This is a genomic window from Nocardia sp. NPDC003269 (assembly GCF_042888005.1).
In the GTDB taxonomy this organism is placed as follows: Bacteria; Actinomycetota; Actinomycetes; order Mycobacteriales; family Mycobacteriaceae; genus Nocardia.
The window spans coordinates 42886-69437 of sequence record NZ_JBIAPA010000003.1; the positions used below are offsets into that span (position 1 = coordinate 42886).

Sequence of the window (26552 nt, forward strand, 5' to 3'; positions counted from 1 at the left end):
CGCCACCTACTGTCCAATTCTGAGCGTTTCATCAGAATGCCTTGACGAGGGATCAATCGAATGTGATGATATTATCAACTTCACTGGGAGGTACATCGTGACAAGCATCGACAAGGGAGTCGACACCGGCCGGACGGTGCAGGTCGGCAACTGTGAGATCTACTTCGACGAGTTCGGATCCGGGCCTGCGGTCGTGCTGCTGCACGGTGGCGGCCCCGGCGCGACCGGGCTGTCGAACTACTCGCGCAACATCGAGGCGCTGGCGGAGCACTTCCGGGTGCTCGTGCTGGACATGCCGGGCTACGGCCGGTCGTCGAAGTACGTCGACCAGTCCGACCCCTTCGGTTATCTGGCGCGCGTGCTCGGCGAGTTCCTCGACGTCCTGGAGATCGACTCGGCGCACCTGATCGGCAACTCCTACGGTGGTGCCGCGGCGCTGCGACTGGCGATGGACCGGCCGGGGAAGGTCGGTCGTCTGGTCCTGATGGGTCCCGGCGGCGTCGGTTCCACCCGCGCGCTGCCTACCCAGGGCCTGCAGGAGCTTCTCGACTACTACCGGGGCGATGGTCCCAGCCGCGAGAAGATCATCCGGTTCATCCGTGAGTACCTGGTGTACGACGGTGCGACGGTGCCGGACGAACTGATCGAGGAGCGCTACCGGGCCAGCATCGAACCCGAGGTCGTCGCGCACCCGCCGCTGCGCCGGCCTTCCGGCGTGTTCGCCCTGCGCACGCTCTTCCGGATGGACCTCACCCGGGATTCGCGCTTGCGCAAGGTGCCGCACCCCACGCTGGTGGTGTGGGGTGAAGACGACAAGGTCAACCGGCCGTCCGGGGGCAGGATGCTCGCCGAGACGATGCCCGACTGCGATCTGTACCTGGTGGCGCGTACCGGCCACTGGGCGCAGTGGGAGCGCGCCGAGCTGTTCAATACCCTCGCGATCGCCTACCTGAAGGCCGAGCGATGACCGGCGAAGGCGTCTTCGGCGATGGATCGGTCTTCGGGGCCGTCCACCTGGGGTACGTCGTCGTGGAGTCCCAGCGGCTGTCGGACTGGCGGCGCTTCGGTGCCGACGCGATCGGCATGCACGCCGACCAGGTGGACCCTGCCACGGTGCGCTTCCGCCTCGACGACCACGCCTGCCGGTTCCTGGTGGAGCGCGGTCCGCAGGAGGACGTGACGGCCATCGGCTGGCAGGTGGACGATCACCAGTCCTTCGACCGGATCATCGCGCGGGTGTCCGATCGCGGCGTGCCGATCACCGAAGGCAGCGCCGAGGACGCGGCACGTCGCGGCGTGGAGCGACTGTGGCGGTTTGCCGGTCCCAAGGGGATCGCGCAGGAGATCTTCACCGTCCCGGTGACCACCCCCGAGCCGCTGCGCATGCTCAGCTCCGGGTGGGTGACCGGCGAAGCCGGCATGGGGCATGTCGCGATCGTGTCGAAGGAGCCCGAGGCGCTGCGGGGCTACTACCAGACGGTCTTCGACTCCCGGCTCAGCGACTACATCGACGAGAACGTCTCCGGTCTCACCCTCAAGATCAGGTTCCTGCGGGTGAACGAGCGGCACCACTCGATCGCCATCGCCAATATCCGCGGCGTGAAGATCGACCCCATCCGAACCCGGGTGCAGCACATCAACATCCAGTCGGGCTCGCTCGACGACGTGCTGGCGGCGTACGGGCGGGTCACCGATCTCGGCTTCCGGATGGCCTGGTCGGTCGGCCAGCACACCAACGATCGTGAGCTGTCCTTCTACTGCATCACGCCCTCGGGCTTCGAACTCGAGGTCGGCTGGAATCCGATCGTGTTCGGTCCGGAACGCGAATCCACCTGGGAGCCGACCACCTACCAGGGCATCAGTATCTGGGGCCACACCCCGGTCGGTGAGACCGTGCTGGACAAGTTCGCTCAGTTCCGGCAGGTCGTCCGGACCCTACGGACCCCCGAGATCACTGTTCCCCAACTCACCGGAGGCATGGCGCGATGACATCGTTCGACTACGACGTGGTAGTCGTCGGACTGGGGCCCACGGGCCTGACGTTGGCGAACCTGCTCGGCCGTCGCGGCGTGCGGGTGCTGGTGCTCGAGCGGGAGCCGGAGTTCTACGGCCTGGCGCGGGCGGTCTACACCGACGACGAGGGCATGCGGATCTTCCAGACCGCCGGCGTCGCCGACGAAGCCTCGGCGCAGATGAACCTCGACTGCACCGTGCAGTGGGTACGCAGCGACGGCTCGGTGCTCGCCCAGTTCAACCAGGCCTCGCGCCCGCTGGGCTGGCCGGTGGCCAACTTCCTGTACCAGCCCTACCTGGAGAACACGCTCGAAAACGCGCTCGAGCGCTATGCGCACGTGACGGTTCGCCGCGGCCGGGAGGTTCTCAGCTTCGACCAGGACGCCGACGGTGTCCTGGTCCGGCATGCCGAATGCCGCGGTACCGGGTACGGCAAACACGACGCCGACACCGATCCGGCCACCGCCGAGGAGGTGCGCGCGAAGTTCCTCGTCGGCTGCGACGGCGGCCGCAGTGTGGTGCGCACGCAGCTGGGTATCGACATGACCGGCACCAGCTTCCCCGAACGCTGGCTCGTGGTCGACCTGCTCGCCAACGACGGCGTCGACGCCTTCCGGCATCTGCCGTACTTCAACTTCGTCTGTGATCCCGAGCTGCCGACGGTGTCGTGTCCGCAACCCGGTGGACACCACCGTTTCGAGTTCATGCTCAACGACGAGCAGAGCAAGGAGGAGATGGAGGACCCCGACCGGGTCCGTGATCTCATCGGCCACTACGTCGACCCCGACGAAGTGACGGTGCTGCGCAAACTGGTCTACACCTTCAATGCCGTTGTCGCCGACCAGTGGCGCGCGGGACGCATTCTGCTTGCCGGTGACGCCGCGCACATGACCCCGCAATTCATCGGCCAGGGCATGAACTCCGGTGTCCGCGACGCCGACAACCTCTCCTGGAAGCTCGGCGCCATCATCCAGCACGGCGCCGATCTCGACCTCCTCGACACCTACGAGACCGAGCGACGGCCGCACGCCAAAGCGATGATCGATCTGTCGGTCTTCAACAAGAGCCTCGTCTCGATCGACAACCGGTTCGCCGCGGGCGCTCGTGACGTCGCCTTGGCCACCGCGCTGAAGGTTCCCGGGCTGAATACCTGGATCCGGGAAGCCAAGATGAAGCCGTCCCCACGGTTCAAGCGTGGCGCGTACTTCGGGCTTCCCCGCAATGTGCTGCGCGGGGTAGAAGGCACCCTGGCGCCGCAGCCCGACGTCCGCACCTTCGACGGACGCCACCAGCGCCTCGACGACGCCCTCGGCCTCGGTTTCGCTGTCATCGGCTACGGTGTCGATCCGCGCGATGGACTCGGCGTCGCCCAGCGCAACGCCTTGCAGATCCTCGGAACCCAGTTCGTCACCGTGTATCCGACCGGTGGCCGCCCGCAGGGCGAGCCGGGCGACGCACGCGTCGCCGCCACCGACTACGCCGACGTCGAGGACCACACCGGCGAACTGGCCCGGTGGTTCGCCAAAGCCGGTGTCGCCCAAGGTGGCACGGTGCTGCTCCGCCCGGACAAGTACGTCTTCGGAACCAGCGCGAAGTCCGACGCCACCGAACTGGTCACCGCACTGCTGGCCCGCCTCGCCGTCACCCCCGCGATGCTGACCGCCGATCACAACCCCCTGCGCGTCGTGGCGTCGGCAACGCCGAACACCCTGGAGGAAGCACGATGACCACGACCATGAAGCACCTGCCCGCTGTTCGCGCCGCTGCCGAACGACTCGCGACCGCGACGGACCTGGGCGTGCCCGTGGCAGCGGTGCGTGACCTGATCGGTGCCGACGACGTCGAGTCGGCCTACGCGGTGCAGAATCTGGGCACTCGACGGCGGATCGACGAGGGCGCCCGTGCCGTCGGGCGCAAGATCGGCCTGACCTCCACGGCCGTGCAGCGCCAACTCGGGGTCGACCGGCCCGACTTCGGCGTGCTCTTTCACGATATGAACGCGAACGCCACTCCGGTGTCCGAGCGGCCGAGGCTGTTGCAGCCCAAGATCGAGGCCGAACTCGCCTTCGTCCTCGGTGCCGATCTGACCGGTGACGACCTCGATCCCATCACCGTGCGCGGCGCCGTCGACTACGCCGCACCCGCGCTCGAGATCGTGGACAGCCGAATCGCCGGCTGGGACATCACCTTCGGCGACACGGTGGCCGACAACGCTTCCAGCGGCTGGTTCGTGCTCGGGGAACAGCGGCTCTCGCTCGATGATTTCGAGCCACGCGGGATCACGATGGTCATGCGCGTCGACGGCGAGATCGTCTCGCGCGGAACGGGTGCGGACTGCCTCGGCGACCCGCTGCTGGCGTTGGCCTGGCTCGCCCGCACCGCCCAAGCCCTGGGCGATCCGCTGCGCGCGGGAGAGATCGTGCTCTCCGGTGCGCTGGGGCCGATGGCACCGCTGGTGCCCGGCGCGCGGGTCAACGCCGAATTGTCACAGCGCTCGGGGCCGCTCGGCACCGTCGACTTCACACTGGAGGAGAAGTGATGAGCCGCACCAAGGTCGCCGTCATCGGATCAGGCAATATCGGCACCGACCTGATGATCAAGGTGTTGCGCCTGTCCGACACCCTGGAGATGGCCGCCATGGTCGGCATCGACCCAGACTCCGACGGGCTCGCACGCGCGGCCCGACTGGGGGTGCAAACCACCGCGCGCGGTGTCGCGGGGCTGATCGCCCTGCCGGATTTCGACGACATCGAGATCGTTTTCGACGCCACCTCGGCCGGCGCGCACAAGGCCAATGCCGCGGCTCTCGCGCCCTTCGGCAAACGCCTGATCGACCTGACACCTGCCGCCCTCGGCCCGTTCGTCGTTCCCGCGGTGAATCTGGATCAGCACCTGGCGGCCGACAACGTCAACATGGTCACCTGCGGTGGACAGGCGACGATTCCGGTGGTCGCGGCGATCGCCCGGGTCACTCCGGTGCCGTATGCCGAGATCGTCGCCTCGATCGCGTCGAGGTCCGCGGGCCCCGGCACCCGCGCCAACATCGACGAGTTCACCGAGACCACGTCCCACGCGATCGCCGCGGTGGGCGGCGCCCGGCGCGGACGAGCGATCATCGTCCTCAACCCCGCGGAGCCGCCACTGATCATGCGCGACACCGTGCTGGCGCTCATCGACACCGCCGACGCCGAGGTCCACGCGAAGATCACCGAGTCGATCCTCGCGATAGTGGCCGATGTCGCCGCGTATGTGCCGGGCTACCGGCTGAAGCAGGACGTGCAGATCACGCCGGTCGAATCCGGAGCTCCACTGCGCACGCTCGTCGGGGACGCTCCGGTCACCCATCAGGTCAGTGTCTTCCTCGAGGTCGAGGGCGCCGCGCACTACCTGCCCGCCTACGCGGGCAATCTCGACATCATGACCTCTGCCGCGGTGCAGGTCGCCGAGCGGATCGCCGCATCCACCGAGGAGAGTGTCCGATGAGCACCGAAGTCTTCCTGCAGGACGTCACACTGCGCGACGGAATGCACGCGCTGCGGCACCGCGTCGACCCCGCCACGGTCGCGCGGATCGCCGCCGCGCTCGACGCCGCCGGCGTGGACGCGATCGAGGTCGCCCACGGCGACGGACTCCATGGCGGCAGCCTCAACTACGGACCGGGTAGCCACACCGACTGGGAATGGATCGAAGCAGCGGCGAGTGTGCTGCAGTACGCCCGGCTGACGACGCTGCTCCTGCCTGGAATCGGCACCATCGAGGACCTGCGCCGTGCGTTCGATCTCGGCGTGCGCTCGGTCCGGGTGGCCACGCACTGCACCGAGGCGGACATCGCCGCCCAGCACATCTCCTACGCGCGCGAACTCGGCATGGATGTATCCGGCTTCTTGATGATGAGCCACATGAACAGTCCGGAAGGCTTGGCCGACCAGGCCAAACTCATGGAAACCTATGGCGCGCACTGTGTTTATGTCACCGACTCCGGCGGGCGGCTCACCATGGACGGTGTCCGCGAACGCGTCCGCGCCTACCGGAATGTGCTCGAACCCGGGACCCAGATCGGAATCCACGCCCACCAGAACCTCTCGTTGTCGGTGGCGAACAGTGTCGTCGCCGTGGAGGAGGGGGTGACCCGCGTCGACGCGTCCCTGGCCGGACTCGGCGCCGGTGCGGGCAACACTCCGCTCGAAGCGTTCGTCGCGGTGGCCGACCTGACCGGCTGGGAACACGGCGCGAACCTCGATCAGCTGACCGACGCGGCCGACGACCTGGTCCGGCCGCTGATGGATCGGCCTGTCCAGGTCGACCGCGAGACGCTGACCCTCGGTTACGCCGGCGTCTACTCGAGCTTCCTGCGCCACGCGGAGAACGCCTCGGCCACCTACGGTGTCGACGTGCGGACGCTGCTCACCATCGCGGGCCGGCGGGGGCTGGTCGGTGGGCAGGAAGACATGATCGCCGACATCGCGCTCGACCTGGTCGGCGGTCACTGAGACTTCCGGCCTGCGCGGGCCGGAAGGCGACGCGGTCCCGGCCTTTGTCAAGGAGGCCGGGACCGCCGTCGCGACGAACGAGAAGACGAGTGGGCCATGATCGCCGATACCAGGCGGTATGCCGGCCGCAGTGTCGTGCAGCGAAAAGCGCAACGGCGCCACCAGTTCCTGGACGCAGCGACCCGGGTGTGCGGCGAGCGAGGTCAGCTCTCCTGCTCGCTCATCGACATCTGCGAGACCGCGGGCCTGTCGAAGCGGCAGTTCTACGAGGAATTCGAAACTCTCGATGAGGCACTGATCGCGGCCTATGCCCGGGTGCAGGACGACGCGGCCGTCGCGGTGGCAGGAACGCTCGCCGACCTGACCGCGTCCGCCGACCCGATCATGGCCGTGCGCGTCGGCCTGACCGCCTATTTCGGTTCGATCGACAGCTCGCCGTATCGCGCCGACTTCGCCGTCATCGAACTCAGAGGTGTCAGTAGACGCATCGAACAGGAATGCAAACCCCACGCGGACAAATGGGCGGGGCACATCCAGAGCTTCCTGGCGACCACAGGCACGCGCCTGGACGGCGACACTGCATCGCTGCTCACGGCCGCGGTGAACGCCATCGCACGCGAATGGCTCTCGCGCGAGCCCGAACTGCCCCTGTCGAATGTGGTCGAGCTGGTGACAGACCTGACCATGCTGCTGGTCGCGCGAGGTGCTACGGCGGCAGCGAATCGGGCAGCGGCAGCGGACTCCTCCGCCGAGTATTCGCCTTCCGCCACATCGGCGTCGTGAGGGCGCATCGTCCGTCTCGGTCCGCAGGCGATCAATAGTTAGTTGCATAATGCAAGTACTGTGTATATGGTTGGTTAGCGCAAGCAACTATTCGCAGGTGGGAGTTGGCATGGCAGTGTCACCCGATACGGCTCGAGGCCTGATCAGGGAGCTCTATTACATGGGCCGAGCGATCCGCGCTGCGCTCGCGCACCCTGACGAGGGGGACCTGCTTCCCGGCGGTGTCGGCGTGCTGGGTTCACTCGAGGCCAGGGGACCGTCTCGGCAGGTGGATCTGGCCGCGGACTTGTGCATCAGCCAATCGACACTGAGCAGGCATGTCGCCGAGCTGGTGAGCTCCGGCAATATTGCCCGCCACGCCGATCCCCTCGACGGCCGGGTCACCCTCATCCGGATCACCGACCAGGGCAGCGATCTGCTGCGGCGCGTCCGGGAGTCGCGGGCGCGGGGATTGCAAGCCGCGCTGGCCGATTGGACCGAAGTCGAGGCCGAGCACGCCATCGCGGTTGTCCAGAAGCTGAGGAATTCACTGGCGGCCGCTCCGCCTCACATCGCGGTGGGTGAGCGCCGACCGGAATCGACAGAAAGTCAGGAAGTGGATGTCTAGTGCAGTCGAGACCGAGACCGGGCGTGCCCCTGCCGCGATGACGCACCGCCAGGTCTTGGAGGCGATGACGGGACTGCTGGCGGCCCTGTTCACGGCATTGCTCAGCACCACGATCGTGTCGACCGCGCTGCCCACGATCATCGGGGACCTGGAGGGGTCGCAGACCGCCTACGCCTGGGTCATCACCACGGCGTTGCTGGCCAATGCCGCGTCCACCCCGATCTGGGGCAAGTTCGCCGATCTGTTCAACAAGAAGGTGCTGGTCCAGTCGGCCATCGTCATCTTCGTCGTCGGTTCGGTGATCGCGGGTTTCGCGAGCACCGTGCCGATCCTGTTGGCGGCACGAGTCGTCCAGGGCATCGGCATGGGCGGACTGACCGCACTCGTCGTCGCGATCATCGGTTCCATCGTCTCGCCGCGGGAACGCGGCCGCTATTCCGGCTACATGGGCGCGGTGATGGCGGTGTCGATGTCGGGCGGGCCCATCCTCGGTGGCGTCATCGTCGACAGCCCGCTCGGCTGGCGCTGGTGCTTCTTTGTGTGCGTGCCGTTGGCTGTCATCGCCCTGCTGCTGTTGCAACGAACCCTGCGGTTGCCCACCGAACGCAAGGAGGGCGTGTCGATCGACTGGTTCGGCGCCGCCTTGCTGACCGCGGGTGTGTCGGTGTTGCTCATCTGGGTCTCGTTCGCCGGGAAGGCAGGCTACTACGACTGGTTCTCCCGCGAATCCGCGCTGTATGTCGGTTCGGGTGTGCTGCTGCTCGTCGCGACCGTCGTGGTCGAATCGCGAGTCAAGTCACCGATCATCCCGCTGGCGATCGTCACCGAACGCACCACCGGCCTGGCGATCGTCGCCTCGATCGCGGTCGGCGTCGGCATGTTCGGGTCGACCACCTTCCTCGGCCAGTATTTCCAGACCGCGCGCGGCTACTCGCCGACGATGGCCGGCGTCCTGACCATCCCCCTGGTGATGGGCATGCTCGTCGGGTCGACCGGTTCGGGACAGCTGATCACCCGGTTCGGGAAATGGAAGTCGTTCGTCGTCACCGGCGGCGCGTTGCTGGTGGCCGGGTTCGGGCTGCTCTCGACACTCGATCACGCCACCGATCTGTGGCTCGTCGGCATCTACATCGCCGTCGTGGGGCTCGGCGTCGGCATGCTGATGCAGAACCTGGTACTGGCCGTGCAGAACACGGTGAGCGTGCACAATATCGGCGCCGCGTCCAGCAGCGTCGCGTTCTTCCGCACGTTCGGCGGCGCGATCGGCGTCTCGGCGCTCGGCTCGGTCCTGGCCTCCCGGGTGACCGAACTGTCGGCGGAAGGTTTCGCCCAGCTCGGCGTGACGAGCGGCGGTTCCGGCGGTGGCGGCAGCCTGAATCTCCATGCTCTGCCCGCACCGGTCGTCACGGTCGTGCGCGCCGCCTACGGTGATGCGACCGGACGGATCTTCCTCATCGCCGCGGGTGCCGCGGTTGTCGCGCTCCTGGCGACCGCGCTGCTGCCGAACCGTCCGCTGCGCAACACGATCGACATCGATCCTGCCCTCGACCCGACTGCGAAAGACTCTGTGTCGCAAGATGCTGCGACCGACCCGCTCGATGCCGAACTGGCCGCGCTCGCGGAGTCGGGCTGGGACGGGAAGCAGGTTTGGCAAGGCGCCGAGCGGGTGCTGTCCGAGGCCGAACCGGTGCCGACGGCAGCGGGCGGTCGACACGCGACAGCCGAACAGAACGGTCATCGGGCGGTCGCGATGGACACGTCGTCGCCCGCCGCGCTGCGGACCGGCGGGTTGCCCGGCACGGGCGGCGGCGTGGTGGACGGTCGCGTCCGCCGCGAGGACGGCCAGCCGCTTTCGGGTGCGGTGCTGACATTGATCGATCAGAACGGCCGTCAGGTCGCGCGGACGAGCAGTGCCGCCGATGGTGATTTCGCGATCAGCGCACCGACGTCGGGTGGCTACGTCTTGATCGTGTCGGCGATGGGACACCAGCCGACCGCCGTCAACGTGTCGGTCGGCGAGCGACCCCAGCGAGTGGACCTGAGCCTGGTCGGCTCCGGTGAGCTGACGGGTGTCGTCCGGACCGCCGGCCACGGTTCGCCGTTGCCGGGTGCCACCGTCACCGTGACCGACCCGCGTGGTGAGGTGATCGGCGCCGCTGTCACGGGTGGCGACGGCGCATACGCGTGCCACGGCGTGGTCTCGGGTGTCTATACCTTGGTCGCGGCCGCGGAGCACATGCGTCCCAGCGCGATCACCGTGACTGTGCCCGACAGCGGCGTGCTTCGCCAGGACATCGAGTTGTCCGCGATGTCGGTACTCACCGGATCCGCCCTGGCCGACGACGGCAGGGCCGTGCCCGACGCACTGGTCAGCGTCCTCGACGCCGCGGGGGAGGTGACGGCGACAGCGCGCACCGACGAGAACGGCCGCTATGTCGTGGCCGATCTGCTCGAAGGGGAGTACACCGTGATCACCCGTGGCTATCCGCCCGTGACCGATCAGGTCAGCGTCTCCGGGGCCGAGGTCGCTCATGACGTGCGGCTCCGCTACGAGCCCGGAAACCGCTGATGAGTGGGTTGACCGGTCGTGTCCGCACGGCCCAGGGCTGGCCGGTGCCGAACGCGGTGCTGACGGTGACGGATAAGTCGGGCCGTCAGCTCGCCCGCAGGGAGGCCGACGAGACCGGGTCTGTGAGAACCGACCCATTGCCCGCTGGGATGCACACCGCCGTGCTCACCGCTGTCGGGTTCGAGCCGGTCGCGCGGATCGCACAGATCTCCGCGACGGGAACCGGTGCGCTCGGTGAGGTGGTGCTGGCGCCGGCGGCGGCGACGGTGACCTCGCCGCCGCCGGGGCCGTGGACGATCGATCCGGCACATTCGACGGTGCTCGCCACCGCGCGTCACCTGGGTATCGCCGGCATCAAGGCCCGATTCGCGCAGGTGAGCGGGCGACTCGATATCGCCGAGCCGTTCGAACGGTCCACCGGGCACGCCGAGATCGAGGCGGCGGGCATCGATACCGGCGTCTCGATGCGTGACGATCACCTGCGCTCACCGGAATTCCTCGATGTCGACAGCTATCCGACGATCACCTTTACCGGTCTCGGGTTGCGCCGCACCGCAGCCGACACCTGGGTGATGCCCGGTGAACTGACCCTGCACGGGCAGCGCCGCCCGATCGATCTCGTGGTGACCTACGGTGGCTTCGGGCAGGATCCGTGGGGTGGGGTGCGGGCGGCGTTCCACGCCGAAACACTGTTGCACCGCAACGATTTCGCGATCGATTACAACGCGGTGGTACGCGCGGGAGTGGCCGCGGTGGGCACAACCGTCAAAATCGAACTCGACATCGAGGTCGTACAAGGCGAACAACTACGACCTCGCTGAACGGTGCGGTGGACCCGGCAGGGTGGATCAGTGCTGGGCCGGCGTCGGAAATACGAGCGGATCGACGCCTGAAAGCGCCGAACTGGCGGCCCACAGTTCAGCGGCGGTGTCGATGTCGGTCATGTGCGCATGTGGTGTTTCCCGGTGTGGTTTTCCACGGAGACCGAAAACTCTTGGCCCCCACAGTTGTCCGCCGCCTATCTCGGGGTCCAGTACGGCTCGGACGATGGTTGTGGCCGCTGCGTGTTTACCGTGCAGTGCGAGGCCGGCGGGTAGTCCGCGCAGGTGCTGGGCGGTGGTGCGGACGAACAGCGGTGGCCGCGACGGTGTCAGTGAGTCCAGGGCGCCGCCGGGATGGACGACAATGCTTGCGGTGTCGGTCGTGTGGGCACGCAGACGGCGATCCAGTTCGAAACCGAACAGCATTTGGGCCAGCTTCGATCGTCCGTAGCTGCGCTTGGGGCGATAGTCGCGCTCGGATTGCAGATCGGTGAGATCCAGTCGCTCCGACCGTGCGGCGAAGCTGCCGACCGTGATCACCCGGCTGTTCGCTGTCGCGGTCAGTATCGGCGCCAGGTGAGCGACCAGTGCGAAGTGTCCGAGGTGGTTCGTCGCGAACATCGATTCGTGTCCCTGACAACTCAGGCTGCGATCGGGACCAGACAGCAAGATCCCGGCATTGAGTACGACCGCGTCCAGGCTGTCGAGATCGAGGGCGTCCACTGTCGCCGGCAGTGAGGACAGATCGGCCAGGTCCACACGCACGGACCGCAGTCGAGCGCCGGGTACCCGAGCACGGATCGCGCGTATCGCGAGGTCGCCCTTGGCGGTGTCACGGCAGCCCAGCACCACGGTCGCGCCGTTGGCGGCTAGCTGCTCGGTGGTGAAGTATCCGATGCCTGCGTTGGCGCCGGTAACCAGAATGTTCTTTCCCTCGGCATATAGGCCGCTCTGCCACGTCACATCATCGACTGTGACAGCGGACCCTTGCACCGCCCTTGCACGCCGCTGGCGTGCAGTCCGGCGATGGCTGCGATCGGCGTGGAGCAACCTTGGTGAGCGTAAATCGATTGTGGCGTAACGTAATTCGACAAATAGACGGTATCCCCGTCGGATCCGGCGACCGTCCGGGTCCGGGAGGATCTGATGACAGCGTCACCTTCTCGGTTCACCGCTGGGCACCGCCGGATCCTCGGCGCGGTAGCGGCTCTCGGGGTCGTCGCCTCGCTATTGGCGCCGGGCCCGGCGCATGCTGCCACTGCGACGATCGATCATCGCGTCGCGCGCGACGATACCTGGGAGCAGCTCTACGTCTCTTCGCCGGCGATGGGCCGTGTGGTCGGCCTGGACGTGCTGCGTCCGCGGGGGTCGGCACCGCGTCCCACCCTGTATCTGCTCGATGGGACGGGTGCGCGGGATGATCAGGCGCAGAGCACCTGGACGATGCGCACCGATGCGCTTGCCTTCTTCGCGGACAAGAATGTCAACGTGGTGATGCCGATCGGTGGCGGTGGCACGTTCTACACCGATTGGCTCGAAGACGACGACGCGCTCGGTCACATCCGGTGGGAGCAGTTCCTGACTCACGAGCTGCCGCCTTTGCTGAATCGGGAGCTCGCCGGGAACGGTGTGAACGCGGTCGCGGGGCTGTCGATGGGTGGGCAGGCCGCGGCCACACTTGCCTTTCGTAACCCTGGCCTCTATCGGGCGGTCGGTGTCTTCAGTGGTTGTCTGCTCACGGGCGGTGTCGGTCAGCCCATGGTCCGTGCTGCGGTGCATCACCGTGGGGGGAACCCGGACAAGATGTGGGGTGGCTCGCTGGCGCCCGGTTGGGCAGCGCACGATCCCACCAAACACCTGGGTGCCCTGCGCAATACCGCGTTGTTCATGTCTGTCGGGAGCGGCAGGCAGGGGCCGGCCGATGTCGACTTCGATCCCAGTTTCTCCTACCCGCTCGATCTCGCCGGGGCTATGAGTCTGGAGGAAGGCGCGCACGCCTGTACCCGGACCGTCGAAGGATTGATGCGGGGTGCGGGCCTGCGACCCACTGTGCGGTACACGGCGTTCGGCATCCACTCCTGGCCGTATTGGCAACAGGCGCTGCACGATTCGTGGCCCACTCTCCGCACCGGGCTCGGCATCTGACGAGGCTGTTCGATCATCGCGCGGGCGGCGGGATCGAACAGCCCCGCCAGTCGCAGGGCGGGGACCGGCAGTGGGCTCACCCGGGCGGGTGCGGTGCCTGCCGGTTCCGCCAGGCGCTCGGCGAGTGCGCGCTACGACAGAACGGCGACCTCGGCCGGGGCAGCATGCTCGCCGAGCTCGGTTTCCTCGTTCGGCGTCGAGGTGCGGATCAAATGGTCGAACGCGCCGAGGGCTGCTGTCGCTCCGGCTCCGGCGGCAACGATGATCTGTTTGAACGGGGTCGTGGTGCAGTCGCCCGCCGCGAATACTCCGGGAGCGGACGTTCGCCCGTGGTCGTCGACGACGATCTCGCCGCGCGGGGTGAGATCGATGGTGCCGGTGAGCCATTCGGTGTTGGGCAGCAGGCCGATCTGGACGAAGACGCCGTCCACAGCGAGTGAATGCCACGCCTCGGTCGTGCGGTCGGAGTAGGTGAGGCCGGTGACTTTGGCACCGTCGCCGACGACCTCGGTCGTCATCGCATCGAGCAGGATCTCGACGTTGGGCAGGCTGCGCAGCTTGCGCTGGAGGACCTCGTCGGCACGCAGTTCGGCATCGAATTCGACCAGGGTCACGTGGGCGACGATCCCGGCGAGATCGATGGCGGCTTCGGCGCCGGAGTTGCCGCCACCGATCACCGCGACGCGTTTGCCCTTGAACAGGGGGCCGTCGCAATGCGGGCAATAGGTGACACCCTTGTTCCGGTATTCGGATTCCCCGGGAACATTCATCGACCGCCACCGCGCACCGGTCGCGACGATCACGCTGCGCGAGCGCAGACTCGCACCGCTCGCGAGCTCCACCTCCGCCAAGCCACCTTCGGCGGTGGCTGGGAACAGCTTCGTCGCGTTCTGCGCGTTGATGATGTCGACGTCGTAGTGGCGGACGTGGTCTTCCAACGCGGCGGCGAAGCGCGGGCCCTCCGTGTAGGGCACCGACGCGAAGTTCTCGATTCCCATGGTGTCGAGCACCTGGCCGCCGAAGCGCTCCGAGACGACGCCGGTGCGAATTCCCTTCCGCGACGCGTAGATCGCGGCCGTGGCTCCCGCGGGCCCGCCGCCGACGACGAGCACGTCGAAGGGCTCCTTCGCCGAGAGGGCTGCTGCGGTGCGTTCGACCGACCCGGTGTCGAGCCGGTTGACGATCTGTTCGAGACTCATCCGCCCGGAACCGAACGGTTCACCATTGAGGAATACCGTCGGCACCGCCATGACCTGGCGGTTGTCGATTTCGTCCGGGAACAGGGCGCCGTCGATCGCGACGTGCTTGATGTCGGTGTTCAGCACGCACATCAGGTTCAGGGCCTGAACGACGTCTGGGCAGTTCTGGCAGGACAGGGAGAAGTAGGTCTCGAAGTTCCATTGCCCCTCGAGATCTCGTACCTGCGCGATCAGGTCCGCAGCCTCCTTGGAGGGGTGCCCGCCGACCTGCAACAGGGCCAGCACCAGGGAGGAGAACTCGTGTCCGAGCGGGATTCCGGCGAACCCCACCTCGATGTCGGAGCCGGTGCGACGGACGACGAACGACGGCCGGCGCGCGTCGATGCCGCTGCGGTGGTGGGTCACCAGATCCGACATGCCGGCGATCTCGTCCAGGAGCTCGGCCAGTTCGGTGGACTTGGGGCGATCGTCGAGGGTGGACACGAGCTCGATCGGCTGGGTCACCTTCTCGAGCAGGGTCTTCAATTGGCGTGCGAGCGAGGTCTCGAGCATGCGGGTCTACTCCGGACGTTGAGAGTTGAGGCGGGGCACGGGAGTCGGGTCCCGTGCCACCGGGGCAGCTGCGGTCGGCGAATCAGATCTTGCCGACGAGTTCCAGCGACGGGGCGAGAGTGTCGTCGCCCTCTTCCCACTTGGCCGGGCAGACCTCGCCCGGGTGCGAGCGAACGTACTGCGCGGCCTTGACCTTGCGGAGCAGTTCGGCCGCGTTGCGGCCGATGCCCTCGGCGGTGACCTCGGTGAACTGGACGACGCCGTCCGGGTCGACCAGGAAGGTGCCGCGGTCGGCGAGGCCCTCGTCGTCGCGGAGCACCTCGAAGGCGGTGCTGATCCGCAGGGTGGGGTCGCCGATCATCGCGTACTTGATCTTGCCGATGGTGTCGGACGACGCGTGCCACGCCTTGTGGGTGAAGTGGGTGTCGGTCGAGACAGAGAAGACCTCGACGCCCAGGCGCTGCAGCTCGTCGTAGTGATCGGCGAGATCACCGAGTTCGGTCGGGCAGACGAAGGTGAAGTCCGCCGGATAGAAGAAGAAGATCGCCCATTTGCCCTTGATGTCCTCGTCGGAAACGCTGACGAAGGCACCGTCTTTGAACGCCTCCGCGGCGAAGGGCTTGATCTTCTTGTTGATCAGCGACATGAAAGTGGCCTCATTCCAAACGGTAGTGGGATCTTTCGATTCCCGAAGCTATAGATCGCCGATTGATAGCACTAATCAAATCGTGCGAGCCTACTGATAGTCCGAGCCAATAAAAGCTGGCTGTGTAATCTTGAATCAATCCAGTTAGGGTGAAAGGTGTGACGGAGATCTCGTGTCGGCTGCGGTCGCGGCTCGCCGGGGTACGGATCAACCGGTGATGTCGCGGCCCAGGATGCTGCGCGCGATAACCCATCTCTGGATCTCGTTGGCGCCTTCGTAGATTTCGCCGATCTTGCTGTCGCGATAGATCGCCGACACCGGTGAGACGACGCCGTCCGCGCCGCGCTCTTCGACGAAGCCCATTCCGCCGAAGACCTGCACGGCGTCTCGGGCGATATCGACCGACAGTTCGGTGCCGAGCAGTTTGGCCATCGCCGCTTCCGGCTCGGGAAATCCGATGCCGCTGTCGAGTCGCAGTGCGGCTTTGAGATAGGTGTTGCGGGCGACTTCGATCCGCGTCGCGTAGTCGGCGACGGCGAACTGCCAATGCTGGTTTGCGCCCAGCGGTTTGCCGAAGGCATGGCGGGTGGTCAGATGATGCACCATGTGGTCGAACGCGGCTTGCGCCATCCCGACGCCCGCGGCGCCGATCCCGATCCGGCCGTACACGAGTGTCTGCAACGCGATCCGCAGTCCTTGCCCGGGTTCGCCGAGGACATTCTCGTCCCCGAGAACGACGTCGTCGAATTCGACGTCGGCCGTCAGTTGGCCACGGTTTCCGATCTTGCGGTCCGGCACACCCACGGTGACCCCATCGGCGTCGGTGGGCACGATGAAAGTCGTGAGCCGGTCGTCGGTGCGTGCCAGGACCACGACGAATGCTGCCACCGGGGAATTGGTGATCCAGCGCTTGCGTCCGTGCAGGCGCCAGCGGGAGCCGTCTCGCGTCGCGAGTGTCTGGACCGCCTGCGGGGAGAGGTCGCTGGATGCTCCCGGCTCGCTGGTCGCGAAGGAGCCGACGATGTCACCGGCGACCAGCGGTGCCAGCCACCGTTGTTGCTGCTCGGCGGTGCCGTGGGTGAGCGCGTTGCCTGCCAGGATGCAATCGACGTCGAACACGGCCGCGATGCTGTTGGAATGATAGGCCAGCTCCTCGACCGCTACGGCGGTCGCGGTCGCGGGGTGAGCCGCTCCGTCGCCGCCGACCTGCGCGCCGAAAGGAATCCGGAAGAGTCCTCCGGCGGCGAGTTCGTCGAACACGTGGCGCGGGAACCCGTCCACTCGCTCGTCGCCGGTCGCGATCGAATGCGCTGCGGGCGCGACGATCTCGTCAGCCAGTGCTCGAACGCGTCGGCGCGTTTCCTGGACGTCCGACGGGCTCAGCAGATCGTGATAGATGCGATCCATCGTGCGGGCGACAGTGGTTGTGCTGTTCACGGGCGTGGTGGTCATGGATTCGATGGGGCCTTTCCCGGTGGGTAGTGCTGCGGTCAGCGTCGAGAGCGGTTCTGCCAGCGGTATTTCACGAGCGTGGTGACGACCGCGGGTGAGGTCGCCAGGAGCCGGAGGCCGGCCAGTGGCGAGGTCTTGGGGCGCACGTCGAGGTAGGAGTACATCTGCTGGCGGACCACCAGTCCGTCGCGGAAGGTCCAGATCTCGGTGCCGAACTGGCGGTTGCTCCGACCGAATCCACCGGTCCAGGTCAGCACGATGGTGTCGTCGTCGGCGCTCTGCACGGTCTTGCGGACGTGCAGACGCAGGGCCTTGCCGACGGCGACGAGTTCGGTGGTGGCCGCGCGGATGGCGTCGATGCCCTGATGGTGGTCGTGGGCGCCGTCCATGATCCAGTCGGCGACCGCGTCCGGCGCGAACAGGTCGAGCAGCTCCTCGACGAGCCCTTCGTTGGCGATTCGTTCGGCTTCGGCGGCGAAGTGCGAGACGTCCGCCGGCCGGTGCAGGTGGGGTGTGGTGTCGTCGGGCACGGTGATGGTCTCCTCGGTTGTCGGTTGGTTGTCAGGAGGGCGCTGGTGCGCCCGGGGCCGGGAGGTCCGTGGTGAGCAGGGCGATGACCTCACGCGCGGCCCGGTGCGGCTCCCGGTGATCGGGTCGGTCGAACGAGCCGTGTCGAGTCATGTCGTCTCACTCCAGAGGGCGAACCGAGGGCCTGTGGTGCCGGTACCTGTTCGCAAGGCCCGTCGAGGTCGAACCGACCGCGTCTCCCATCGAAGGGAACGCGAAGTAAGTCGGTCGGCCGTATGAATTACGATAGAACGAGTGCGGCCGTGGGTGCAATAGGAGATGGGCGAGTGTTTGCGATCTAACCACTCGGAACTGGTGGTATTCGTCATGGAACGGCGCTCCGCGCCGCGCTCGGGGCCTTCGAGGCCCTTGCGGGACGCACTGCGTCGTCGCCTGAATTGAAGTCGTACGGTCGACCAAGTTCGAGGTTGAAGTCGGTCGATGGGGAGGTGATCGTGGTGACGCGCGGTTGCCGGCCCGTGCGCCGTCCTGAACTCGAGGCCCGGGCTCGGGTGGGCACGTGATTGATGCCACGCTTGCTATGCAACTGGTTGCATATCGGGCGGTGGGGCTCTTATCGTGCAGGAACTGACGTTCGCCCGGCGGCCCGCCCGCCGGTCCGTCCTGCCTTCGGAGGATTCAATGGCACTGCCCCCGCAGCTTTCCGGCCGCCTGTCCCTGCCCGTGGTCGCCTCGCCGATGTTCATCGCGTCGGGCCCCGAGCTCGTCATCGCCCAGTGCCAGGCCGGGATCGTCGGATCGTTTCCGGCGCTGAACGCGCGGCCGGCGTCGCTGCTGGGCGACTGGCTCGATCGCATCGTCGAGGAGAACGCGGCGTTCGCGGCGGCGAATCCGGAGGCGGTGGTGGCGCCGTTCGCGGTGAACCAGATCGTGCATCGGTCCAATGATCGGCTCGAGCAGGATATGGCGGTGATCGTCGAGCACGAGGTGCCGATCGTGATCAGTTCGCTGGGCGCGCGGACCGAGATCAACGACGCGGTCCACTCCTACGGCGGGCTCGTGCTCCACGACGTGATCAACAACCAGTACGCGCGCAAGGCGATCGAGAAGGGCGCCGACGGGCTCATCGCGGTCGCCGCGGGCGCGGGCGGGCACGCCGGGACCCAGTCGCCGTTCGCGCTGATCCAGGAGATCCGGACCTGGTTCGACGGTCCGCTGTTGCTGTCGGGTTCCATCGCGCACGGCCGGTCGATCCTGGCGGCGCAGGCCGCGGGCGCCGACCTGGCCTACATCGGCTCGGCGTTCCTGTCGACGGCCGAGGCCAATGTGGTGCCCGGCTACCGGCAGATGATCGTCGACTCCACCGCGGCCGACATCGTCTACAGCAATCTGTTCACCGGCGTGCACGGAAATTACCTGCGCGGCAGCATCGTCGCCGCGGGCCTGGATCCCGACAACCTGCCCGAGTCGGATCCCTCGCAGATGAATTTCGGTTCCTCCGGCACCGACGCCAAGGCTTGGCGCGATGTCTGGGGTGCGGGTCAGGGCATCGGTGCCGTCACCGAGGCCGGGACCACCGCCGAACTCGTGGCGACGCTGCGCGGACAGTACGAGCAGGCCTGCGGCGATCTCGCGGCCACGGTCGATCATCTCGCCGGCGCGGTGGTGCCGGCCCGCTAGCGGCACGCTGTCGCGAGTGTCCGCCGGCTCCGCATCGAGCCGGCGGACACCGGCCTCGTGGTCGCTCGCCCTTCAGGCCGTTGCCAGCGGGCGTGGCTCGGCGGAGTCGATCTCGGCGCTGCCGGTAGCGCTTCCGCGCCGCGTATATTTCAGCCGATGCACGCGTCGGACGAGCGAGAACCATTGATCTCGCGGTGGTCAGGTACAGGGCGTATGCGACCCGGTGTGCTCGAGATCGAGGGTCCGCTGGGCAGTCTGCCGCGACATTCACACCACTCCGTGCAGGTGGCCGTCGCGCACCAGGGAACGTTCGTCATCGAGGATCGCCAAGGCAATCGGCGACGGACGAACGCGGCGATCGTTCCCGCCGATCAGCCGCACGCGTTCAGCGCCGTCGGCGCCTGGGGCGTCGTGGCGCACGTCGAGCCCGAGTCGTCCCTGGGGGCCGAGCTGATCGAGCTGGTCGACGATCCGTCCCACGCTCGCGCCTGGCACGACGCAGGACAGACTCTGACCCAGGGCCACAGTGCGTACGTGGAAGGGCGCCTGCGTTTTCCCGGAAACACCTCGCACCCACTGCATCCGGGAGTCGCCGCCGCGCGCACCCGCCTGCAGACCGAGCTGGACTCACGACCCATCCGGCTGCGCGACCTCGCCGCGACCGTTCATCTGTCGGAGAGCAGGCTGTCCCATCTCTTCGCCGAGGAGCTCGGAATCACCTTCCGGGCGTACGTCCGATGGCTCCGGCTGCTCCGGGCGACCGCGGCGGTCGCGCAGGGCCGGACGCTCACCGAGGCGGCGCACCTGGCGGGATTCACCGACAGCTCCCATCTCACGCGGACGTGTCGCCGAACCTTCGGCGCTCCGCCCACCGCGTTCAGCACGATCCGTTGGGAGATCCTGCCGATCTAGCAGGTTGGTCCAATCCTGGACACCGGGGAAGCGGCGAGGCTCGAGCAGACCGGAAAGGAACTGCTCGTGAACACATCACCCCTCGTCGACTCCTTCACCCCGGATGGCGGCGGCCCCCGACTCACCTCACTGCGCTGGGTCCCGCGCGGGCCCGCGCGGGCCAGTGTCGTCCTCCTGCACGGTCTCGGCGAGCACGCGGCCCGCTACGACAGCACGGCTCGGTTGTTCACCGCGGCCGGTTTCTCCGTGCTCGCGATGGACTACGAAGGATTCGGGCGATCCGAAGGACGCCGCGGCGACGTCCGTTACGAGTCGACGGCGCGGGCCGTGGACCATCTCATCTCCCACGAGCGTGCGCGAACGAGCGGCGCACCGGTCGTGCTGTACGGGCACAGCCTGGGCGGGCTCTACGCGTTCCTCTACGCGGCGGACCGGCCGGGGGCGGACGTGGCCGCGGTGGTGGCGACCGGACCCGCCTTCGACTCGGAGCTGCGCAACCAGCGTCTCAAGGTGGCCGTGGTCAGGAGCCTCGGCCGCGTCTTCGCCACCCTGACAGTGCCGAACGGGCTGCGGTTCGAGCGGGTCAATCGCGACCCCGCCGTCGTCGCCGAGCGGTACGCCGATCCCTTGGTCCACGGGCGGGCGACGGCACGCTTCGCGATCGATGTTCTGGCACAGATGGATCGGGTGGCATCGGCTGCCACCCGGGTCTCCGCACCACTGCTCGTGGTGCACGGCGACGCCGATCTGATCAATCCGATCTCCGCCAGCCGCCGGGTGGTCGACCTCGTGCCGTCGGCGACACTGCGGACCTGTCCGGGCATGTACCACGGGGTGGAGGATGAACCCGAGGGCCCGGTCATCCTGGCCGACGTCGTCGCATGGATCGACGGGATCCTTGATGGTGAGCGGAGTCCGGGGTAAACCGCTTGCTGCTTTCGCGACTTCATGCTCCTGATGGGCATGAAGTCGCGAATGCCGTTGCGGTGCCTGTCAGCGGTTCCGAACGGGACGGTTCCGCTCTCGGTTCACGCTCGCTGCTGTGCTCGAACGGTGTCAGCCGAGCTGGTCGTCTTGGTCGGCGAAGGCGCGGTGCGGGGCCAGGTCCAGGCGTACCGCAGGATGAGGACGAGAAGGACCACTTCCAAGACGACGCCGAGGCCGTAGAAGTACAGCCAGGACTCGCCCGTCACGTTGAACGCCGTGACGGGAACGTAGAGCGAAGCCACGACGAGGTTGGCGACGCGGCTCACCCCGGCGGGCAGCGTCATCGACAGGAAGATCATGAAGATCGGGACGGCCATGAGGGTCAGGGCCGTGGTCGAAAACGTCTGGGAGAGATCGAATTCGAAGACCTTGCCGGCGAGGATCTCCTGGATGACGCCGGGCGTGAAGAAGTTGAGAATGTCCACGTAGGCGTACAGGAACATGAAGCTCGTCCACGCTGCGGCGAGCTTGGCTCGCACCGGCATCGGCTGGTCGTCCAGAGTGGTGGGTTGACGTGTGCTCATCATGGGCTCCGTGGTCGGGCGGATCGGTAGGTCCACGATCGCCGAGCCCGACGCCGGGCACACCGGCCCGGAGGCCGGAGTTCGCCTGGCCGATGGCATGATCTCGCTCTCGTACTTTCGGCGGGTCCGCCGAGGCGCGCCGATCCCTATGCTGAAGCCGTGGTCACTGTCCGGCGCTCCCTCTGGCACGAGCCGCGGCCCGGTGACGCCCCACCCATCGGTCGCCTCGACTGGCTGCTGGTGGGCGTGTTCGCGGCTGCCGCCGCGGTCGAGAGCATCGTTCGGCCGGACTTGGCCTGGCGACCCCTGGTAGTGGTGCTCGCCGTGGCGCTGATACCCGCCCTGCTCTGGCGGCGAAACCACCCGCTGCCGGCCGCTCTGGTCGGCTGGGCTGCCGCCGGGCTGCTCTCGGTGCTGCAGCTGACCGCGCATGCCGGGGACCTCGGCCTCTACGCCATGATGGCCGATTTGATCCTGCTCTACGCCTTGGTGCGGTGGGGCTCGGGCCGGGAGATCGTGGTGGGGACGACGTTCGTGGCCGTCGTCGTCGCGCTGGGGATGTATGCCGCTTCCGCGGGCTGGGCTGACGTTTTCGGCGGCACTGTCCTGTTGCTGTTGTTCGTCGCTCTGGCGGCGGTGTTCCGCTACCGCGCCGACCTCTGGCGTCGCCAACAGCGCGAGGTCCGTAATCAGGAACGGGTGGCGCTGGCCCGCGAGCTGCACGACACCGTGGCCCACCACGTCTCGGCCATCGCGGTGCAGGCGCAGGCCGGTCGCGTGGTCGCTGCCGTCCAGCCGGAGAAGGCTGTCGAGGTCCTGGCCGCGATCGAGTCCGAAGCGTCGCGAACCCTGGCGGAGATGAGGTCCATGGTGCGGGTGCTGCGTGCGGAGGAACCCGTCGCCTACGCACCGCAGCCGGGTGTCGCGGACCTGCCCGCCCTGGCGCGTGCCGACGCGACGCCCACCGTCGAGGTCTCGCTGGACGGTTCGTTGACCCGGCTGGCACGACCCGTGGACGCCGCGCTCTACCGGCTCGCCCAGGAGTCGCTGACCAATGCCGTCCGGCACGCCCGGAGCGCGACCCGCGTCGCGATCGACGTGTGCCGGGAGGGCGACACCGTCAGGCTGCGGGTCAGCGACGACGGACAGACCGCGCCGGGGCCGGTCCCGGAGCCCGGATTCGGCCTGCTCGGCATGGCCGAACGCGTGAAGCTCCTCGGCGGATCGCTCACCGCGGGGCCGGGGCCCGAGGGTGGTTGGTTGGTCGAGGCGATGCTGCCCGTGGAGGCGCCGACATGAGCATTCGCGTGGTCGTCGCCGACGACCAGGACCTGGTCCGGACCGGGCTGGTGATGATCCTCGGCGCGCACCCCGACCTCGAGGTCGTGGGGGAGGCGGCAGACGGGCTCACAGCGCTCGACCTGGCGACCCGGCTGCGTCCCGATGTCCTCCTGGTCGACATCCGGATGCCCGGGCTCGACGGCATCGAGGTGACGCGACGCCTCGCGGGGCCGGGCGTCACGGACCCGATGGCGGTCGTCGTGATCACCACCTTCGACCTCGACGAGTACGTCCTCGGCGCCCTCCGCGCGGGCGCCCGCGGCTTCCTGCTCAAGGACGCCGGGCCGGAGCTCCTCGTGCAGGCCATCCACGCGGCGGCCGACGGGGACGCGCTGATCGCCCCCAACGTCACCCGCCGGCTGCTGGCGACCTTCGCCGACCAGGCCCCGGCGGTACCGGTCCAGCCCATCGACCCGCTCACCGACCGCGAGGAGGAGGTGCTCGCGCTGGTGGCGCGCGGCCGGACGAACGCCGAGATCGCCACCGAGCTCTTCGTCGGCCTGAGCACGGTCAAGAGCCACGTCGCATCGCTGATGGGCAAGCTCGGGGCCCGCAACCGCGTCGAGATCGCGATGTGGGCCTACGACACCAGACGTGTGCGAGCCGATTAGCGGCGGAAGCCGGGTAGGGGCTTTTTCAGGGTGCATTTCCGGGTCTTTCCAGGATCCGGAGACCCGAAACAGATTGCTACGGTCCGTGCATGAACCGAGGTTCCTGTTCTCCGACAACGAATTCTGGTCTGCGTGGCCGGGTGTCGGCGTCGCGGTCGAAGCGAAAGTGGGTTGGCAGGGATTCTGTTGTCAGAGGTGGTGGGCAGTCGTGACGACAGTTCGTGCGCGCCGCGGTTCTCCTGGATCGACTGGCACCGATGTCGCGTGGTTCTTCGCGATCGCCATCGCACTGTGTTACGCGCTGTCGATTCCGATGGTCTTTCGGCTCGTCTCCACGGATGTCGACAACCTGATCGTTCCGATCCTGCAACTGACCCCGCTGCTCGCCGCGGTCATCATGTGGCGAGCCCGGCGACCCGGAACCTTCCGGGAGACCTTCGCCACCGGGTGGCGCGGCACACCCAGGTGGGCCGGTATCGGTATCGGCCTCATCACCGCGATCGCCACCATCCAGACGGGCATCGCACTGGCAGTGGGGATCTGGCCGCTCAACCCGCTCGACCAGATCCTGATGGCGACGGTGTGGGTCGTTCCGGTCTTCGTGCTGCAGTCGGTCTTCGCGATCGGCGAAGAGTTCGGCTGGCGCGGCTGGCTGGTGACCCGCGCCGCGTCCTGGGGTTTCTGGCCGCTGGCCCTGGTCAGCGGTGCGGTCTGGATCGTCTGGCACCTGCCGGTGCTCGCCGTCATCGGAGACCGCCCACCGTGGGACATCGTCATCTATTTCGCGGGCATGCTGCCGTGGGCGCCACTGCTGCTCGCCCTTCGCTGGCGGTCGGGCAGTGTCTGGCCGGCGGTCTTGGCGCACGGCGCGATCAACAGCGTCCGGGTGTTCCTGCTGCAATCGGTTCCCGATGCGACAGACCACCTGCTCATCGAAGTGATCGGCTGGGTGCTGACGCTCGCCGCCGCGCTGTGGCTCATGCGCACGAGCCCGGCGCCGGTCGTCCAGGGATCTGCTGAAGCTCGCATCCTCCCAGAGCTCGGCGGCGAAGGGCGAGAACTCCCGCGACCCTGACCAAGCCTGCGGCGTGAGCGCCGTGTCCACACGATGCCGAACGCCGGCGCCCTCACTGAAATCTGGTGGTCGGTCATGGATACGGTGAGAATTGAGCAATGGCTGGGAGGGTGAGCGCCGCTGGCGTGCAAGCACATACGAGACGAGCCGCGCTGCGCGCTCGGTTCAGCAGGAACTCCCGCGCGGCGCTCGGCCGCCGCGCCGGAAGGATCCAGCTGTTCCCAGCGGTCACGCTCGCTTTGCTCGCCGGCCTAGGCATCGCGTTCGTCGCGTACGGGTTCCTGCGCAGGATCACCCCGGTCGACGCGAACAAGACCGCCGCGGAGATCGACGTCACCCGTGTCGCGTTGACCGTCGTCGCCGGTGTGGGCGGTGTCGTCGCACTGGTGATCGCCTACCGACGTCAACGTGACCTCGAACAGTCCCGGTTCGTCGAACGCTTCGGCGCCGCGGCTGCCCAGCTCGGCGCCACCGACGTCGCGGTCCGTATCGCCGGGGTCTACGCCATGGCCGGTGTCGCCGACGAATCCGAGGGACTGCGCCGTCAGCAGTGCATCGATGTGCTGTGTGGCTATCTACGGCTGCCCTACAGCCCCGAACTCGGGGCCAACCACCAGAGCAAACTCGTCCTCAAACATCACCGCGCCACCGCTGACGGCACCCGTGCCGACGACCAGGAACACCACCTCGAATATCGACACAACGATCGCGAGGTCCGCGCCACCATCGTCCGCGTCATCGCTGACCACCTGCGTCTCACCGCCGAATACAGCTGGTCCGCCGGCGACTTCGACTTCCGCACGGCACATCTCGAGGACGTCGACTTCAGCCGTGTGAAATTCTCGGGTGCTGCCAGGTTCGGCACGGCAACCTTCTCCGGACTCGCCATGTTCAGTGGCGCGACCTTCGCCGGGACCACCGATTTCGAGGGCGCGATCTTCTCCGGAACCACCAGGTTCGGTGGCGCGACCTTCTCTGATACCGCCGCGTTCCATCGCGCGACCTTCTCCGGGCCCGCCTGGCTCAGTGAGGCGATCTTCTTCGGCACCGCGGGGTTCGCCGACGCGATCTTCGCCGGAATCGCGCGGTTCGATGGTGCGGCCTTCTTCGGCATCGCCGAGTTCGATGGCGCGATGTTCTCCAGTCCGACCTCGTTCGAGGGCTCGACCTTCTCCGGCACCGCCGGATTCGATGGCGCGACGTTCAACAGCACCACCGGATTCGACGGTGCGATCTTCTCGAGCATCGCTACGTTCGACCGCGCCGCCTTTTCCGGCAGCACCACGTTCGACCGCGCCTCCTTCTCCAGCGCTATGTTCAGTAGGGCGACCTTCGCCGACATCGTCCGGTTCGTCAGCGCCTCCTTCTCCGGCGTCACCGGGTTCGATCGCGTGACCTTCGCCGGCGCGGCCTCGTTCGCCCAGGTCGATTTCGGCACTGAGACAGTCTCGTTCGTCCGCCCGGAACAGTGGGGTCCGCCAGCGCCCGTCTTCGACTGGGACCAGGACTTCAGCCGAAAACCCGCCAACGTCGAGCCGGCGGAATGGCCTCCGGCTCTCCTGTCGGCTCGGTAGCTACGCTCAGGGCGACCGCCGGCGCGATCAGGAGCCCCTCCGA

24 protein-coding genes and 1 pseudogene are annotated in these 26552 nt (G+C 67.5%); 19 read left to right on the forward strand and 6 right to left on the reverse strand.

The window, feature by feature from the left end:
- Positions 1-106: 106 nt before the first annotated feature.
- From ACFYWJ_RS20055 to ACFYWJ_RS20105, 11 genes and pseudogenes are all read left to right on the forward strand, one after another.
- Positions 107-967 (forward strand): alpha/beta fold hydrolase, encoded by an 861-nt coding sequence (locus ACFYWJ_RS20055; protein WP_355273070.1) that lies wholly within the window; start codon positions 107-109, stop codon positions 965-967.
- The gene (locus ACFYWJ_RS20060) at positions 964-1989 is read left to right on the forward strand and encodes a VOC family protein (protein ID WP_355272921.1); all 1026 of its coding nucleotides are present in this window, start codon (positions 964-966) and stop codon (positions 1987-1989) included. Before ACFYWJ_RS20055 ends, ACFYWJ_RS20060 begins: the two co-directional genes overlap by 4 nt.
- A complete protein-coding gene (locus ACFYWJ_RS20065; RefSeq protein WP_355272919.1) occupies positions 1986-3740 on the forward strand; it encodes a bifunctional 3-(3-hydroxy-phenyl)propionate/3-hydroxycinnamic acid hydroxylase in 1755 nt (584 codons plus the stop codon). Before ACFYWJ_RS20060 ends, ACFYWJ_RS20065 begins: the two co-directional genes overlap by 4 nt.
- Positions 3737-4552, forward strand: a complete 816-nt coding sequence (locus ACFYWJ_RS20070; protein ID WP_355272916.1) for a fumarylacetoacetate hydrolase family protein — start codon at positions 3737-3739, stop codon at positions 4550-4552. The genes ACFYWJ_RS20065 and ACFYWJ_RS20070 overlap by 4 nt, the downstream gene beginning before the upstream one ends.
- Positions 4552-5496, forward strand: coding sequence for an acetaldehyde dehydrogenase (acetylating) (locus tag ACFYWJ_RS20075; protein ID WP_355272913.1), 945 nt, complete (start codon positions 4552-4554; stop codon positions 5494-5496). Before ACFYWJ_RS20070 ends, ACFYWJ_RS20075 begins: the two co-directional genes overlap by 1 nt.
- Complete coding sequence (dmpG, locus tag ACFYWJ_RS20080) at positions 5493-6503, forward strand: 4-hydroxy-2-oxovalerate aldolase (protein WP_355272911.1); 1011 nt, start codon at positions 5493-5495, stop codon at positions 6501-6503. The genes ACFYWJ_RS20075 and dmpG overlap by 4 nt, the downstream gene beginning before the upstream one ends.
- 96 nt (positions 6504-6599) lie before the next feature.
- The gene (locus ACFYWJ_RS20085) at positions 6600-7286 is read left to right on the forward strand and encodes a TetR/AcrR family transcriptional regulator (RefSeq protein WP_355272908.1); all 687 of its coding nucleotides are present in this window, start codon (positions 6600-6602) and stop codon (positions 7284-7286) included.
- Between the two features lie 109 nt (positions 7287-7395).
- Entirely contained in the window at positions 7396-7893 is a 498-nt protein-coding gene (locus ACFYWJ_RS20090; protein WP_355272906.1) for a MarR family winged helix-turn-helix transcriptional regulator, read from the forward strand.
- A 37-nt stretch (positions 7894-7930) separates the two neighbouring features.
- Positions 7931-9445 (forward strand): annotated as a pseudogene (locus tag ACFYWJ_RS20095) (MDR family MFS transporter); the annotation flags it as partial.
- 198 nt (positions 9446-9643) lie between these two features.
- The gene (locus tag ACFYWJ_RS20100; protein WP_355273067.1) at positions 9644-10462 is read left to right on the forward strand and encodes a carboxypeptidase-like regulatory domain-containing protein; all 819 of its coding nucleotides are present in this window, start codon (positions 9644-9646) and stop codon (positions 10460-10462) included.
- Entirely contained in the window at positions 10462-11283 is an 822-nt protein-coding gene (locus tag ACFYWJ_RS20105; protein ID WP_355272904.1) for a YceI family protein, read from the forward strand. Before ACFYWJ_RS20100 ends, ACFYWJ_RS20105 begins: the two co-directional genes overlap by 1 nt.
- 27 nt (positions 11284-11310) lie before the next feature.
- Here the strand turns inward: ACFYWJ_RS20105 and ACFYWJ_RS20110 are convergent, their stop codons facing one another.
- On the reverse strand, positions 11311-12246 hold the full coding sequence (locus ACFYWJ_RS20110) for an SDR family NAD(P)-dependent oxidoreductase (protein ID WP_355272902.1): 936 nt from the start codon (positions 12244-12246) through the stop codon (positions 11311-11313).
- 183 nt (positions 12247-12429) lie between these two features.
- Between ACFYWJ_RS20110 and ACFYWJ_RS20115 the strand changes: the two genes are divergently transcribed.
- Positions 12430-13428 carry an alpha/beta hydrolase family protein gene (locus ACFYWJ_RS20115; protein WP_355272899.1) on the forward strand — a complete coding sequence of 333 codons (999 nt, stop codon included), beginning with the start codon at positions 12430-12432 and terminating at the stop codon, positions 13426-13428.
- Between the two features lie 131 nt (positions 13429-13559).
- Here ACFYWJ_RS20115 and ahpF read toward each other — a convergent pair whose 3' ends face one another.
- The 4 genes from ahpF to ACFYWJ_RS20135 all read right to left on the reverse strand — a co-directional run bounded on the left by ahpF (position 13560) and on the right by ACFYWJ_RS20135 (position 17807).
- On the reverse strand, positions 13560-15179 hold the full coding sequence (ahpF, locus tag ACFYWJ_RS20120; RefSeq protein WP_355272896.1) for an alkyl hydroperoxide reductase subunit F: 1620 nt from the start codon (positions 15177-15179) through the stop codon (positions 13560-13562).
- An 82-nt stretch (positions 15180-15261) separates the two neighbouring features.
- On the reverse strand, positions 15262-15825 hold the full coding sequence (gene ahpC, locus ACFYWJ_RS20125; RefSeq protein WP_355272893.1) for an alkyl hydroperoxide reductase subunit C: 564 nt from the start codon (positions 15823-15825) through the stop codon (positions 15262-15264).
- Between the two features lie 207 nt (positions 15826-16032).
- Positions 16033-17277, reverse strand: a complete 1245-nt coding sequence (locus ACFYWJ_RS20130; RefSeq protein ID WP_355272891.1) for an acyl-CoA dehydrogenase family protein — start codon at positions 17275-17277, stop codon at positions 16033-16035.
- Positions 17278-17315: 38 nt separating this feature from the next.
- Positions 17316-17807, reverse strand: a complete 492-nt coding sequence (locus tag ACFYWJ_RS20135) for a nuclear transport factor 2 family protein (protein ID WP_355272888.1) — start codon at positions 17805-17807, stop codon at positions 17316-17318.
- Between the two features lie 679 nt (positions 17808-18486).
- Here ACFYWJ_RS20135 and ACFYWJ_RS20140 point away from each other — a divergent pair.
- From ACFYWJ_RS20140 to ACFYWJ_RS20150, 3 genes are all read left to right on the forward strand, one after another.
- Positions 18487-19485: a nitronate monooxygenase family protein gene (locus tag ACFYWJ_RS20140; protein ID WP_355272886.1), complete on the forward strand. Its 999-nt coding sequence runs from the start codon at positions 18487-18489 to the stop codon at positions 19483-19485.
- 213 nt (positions 19486-19698) lie between these two features.
- Positions 19699-20397, forward strand: a complete 699-nt coding sequence (locus ACFYWJ_RS20145; RefSeq protein ID WP_355272883.1) for a helix-turn-helix transcriptional regulator — start codon at positions 19699-19701, stop codon at positions 20395-20397.
- Between the two features lie 66 nt (positions 20398-20463).
- Complete coding sequence (locus tag ACFYWJ_RS20150) at positions 20464-21321, forward strand: lysophospholipase (protein ID WP_355272882.1); 858 nt, start codon at positions 20464-20466, stop codon at positions 21319-21321.
- A 104-nt stretch (positions 21322-21425) separates the two neighbouring features.
- Here ACFYWJ_RS20150 and ACFYWJ_RS20155 read toward each other — a convergent pair whose 3' ends face one another.
- Positions 21426-21908 carry a DUF6326 family protein gene (locus ACFYWJ_RS20155; RefSeq protein WP_355272879.1) on the reverse strand — a complete coding sequence of 161 codons (483 nt, stop codon included), beginning with the start codon at positions 21906-21908 and terminating at the stop codon, positions 21426-21428.
- Positions 21909-22067: 159 nt separating this feature from the next.
- On the opposite strand from ACFYWJ_RS20155, the gene ACFYWJ_RS20160 reads away from it, so the two are divergent.
- From ACFYWJ_RS20160 to ACFYWJ_RS20175, 4 genes are all read left to right on the forward strand, one after another.
- Complete coding sequence (locus tag ACFYWJ_RS20160; RefSeq protein WP_355272878.1) at positions 22068-23207, forward strand: histidine kinase; 1140 nt, start codon at positions 22068-22070, stop codon at positions 23205-23207.
- Entirely contained in the window at positions 23204-23860 is a 657-nt protein-coding gene (locus tag ACFYWJ_RS20165) for a response regulator transcription factor (protein WP_355272875.1), read from the forward strand. The genes ACFYWJ_RS20160 and ACFYWJ_RS20165 overlap by 4 nt, the downstream gene beginning before the upstream one ends.
- Positions 23844-24935, forward strand: coding sequence for a lysostaphin resistance A-like protein (locus ACFYWJ_RS20170; RefSeq protein WP_355272872.1), 1092 nt, complete (start codon positions 23844-23846; stop codon positions 24933-24935). Before ACFYWJ_RS20165 ends, ACFYWJ_RS20170 begins: the two co-directional genes overlap by 17 nt.
- A 239-nt stretch (positions 24936-25174) precedes the next feature.
- A complete protein-coding gene (locus ACFYWJ_RS20175) occupies positions 25175-26509 on the forward strand; it encodes a pentapeptide repeat-containing protein (RefSeq protein ID WP_355272869.1) in 1335 nt (444 codons plus the stop codon).
- Positions 26510-26552: the final 43 nt, after the last annotated feature.

Coding starts and splice junctions, on each gene's coding strand:
- dmpG (WP_355272911.1), top strand. CDS start 5,493: ATGAGCACCGAAGTCTTCCTGCAGGACGTCACACTGCGCGACGGAATG.
- ACFYWJ_RS20140 (WP_355272886.1), top strand. CDS start 18,487: ATGGCACTGCCCCCGCAGCTTTCCGGCCGCCTGTCCCTGCCCGTGGTC.
- ACFYWJ_RS20105 (WP_355272904.1), top strand. CDS start 10,462: ATGAGTGGGTTGACCGGTCGTGTCCGCACGGCCCAGGGCTGGCCGGTG.
- ACFYWJ_RS20060 (WP_355272921.1), top strand. CDS start 964: ATGACCGGCGAAGGCGTCTTCGGCGATGGATCGGTCTTCGGGGCCGTC.
- ACFYWJ_RS20130 (WP_355272891.1), bottom strand. CDS start 17,277: ATGACCACCACGCCCGTGAACAGCACAACCACTGTCGCCCGCACGATG.
- ahpF (WP_355272896.1), bottom strand. CDS start 15,179: ATGCTCGAGACCTCGCTCGCACGCCAATTGAAGACCCTGCTCGAGAAG.
- ACFYWJ_RS20070 (WP_355272916.1), top strand. CDS start 3,737: ATGACCACGACCATGAAGCACCTGCCCGCTGTTCGCGCCGCTGCCGAA.
- ACFYWJ_RS20075 (WP_355272913.1), top strand. CDS start 4,552: ATGAGCCGCACCAAGGTCGCCGTCATCGGATCAGGCAATATCGGCACC.
- ahpC (WP_355272893.1), bottom strand. CDS start 15,825: ATGTCGCTGATCAACAAGAAGATCAAGCCCTTCGCCGCGGAGGCGTTC.
- ACFYWJ_RS20155 (WP_355272879.1), bottom strand. CDS start 21,908: ATGAGCACACGTCAACCCACCACTCTGGACGACCAGCCGATGCCGGTG.
- ACFYWJ_RS20115 (WP_355272899.1), top strand. CDS start 12,430: ATGACAGCGTCACCTTCTCGGTTCACCGCTGGGCACCGCCGGATCCTC.
- ACFYWJ_RS20090 (WP_355272906.1), top strand. CDS start 7,396: ATGGCAGTGTCACCCGATACGGCTCGAGGCCTGATCAGGGAGCTCTAT.
- ACFYWJ_RS20085 (WP_355272908.1), top strand. CDS start 6,600: ATGATCGCCGATACCAGGCGGTATGCCGGCCGCAGTGTCGTGCAGCGA.
- ACFYWJ_RS20145 (WP_355272883.1), top strand. CDS start 19,699: ATGCGACCCGGTGTGCTCGAGATCGAGGGTCCGCTGGGCAGTCTGCCG.
- ACFYWJ_RS20065 (WP_355272919.1), top strand. CDS start 1,986: ATGACATCGTTCGACTACGACGTGGTAGTCGTCGGACTGGGGCCCACG.
- ACFYWJ_RS20100 (WP_355273067.1), top strand. CDS start 9,644: ATGGACACGTCGTCGCCCGCCGCGCTGCGGACCGGCGGGTTGCCCGGC.
- ACFYWJ_RS20165 (WP_355272875.1), top strand. CDS start 23,204: ATGAGCATTCGCGTGGTCGTCGCCGACGACCAGGACCTGGTCCGGACC.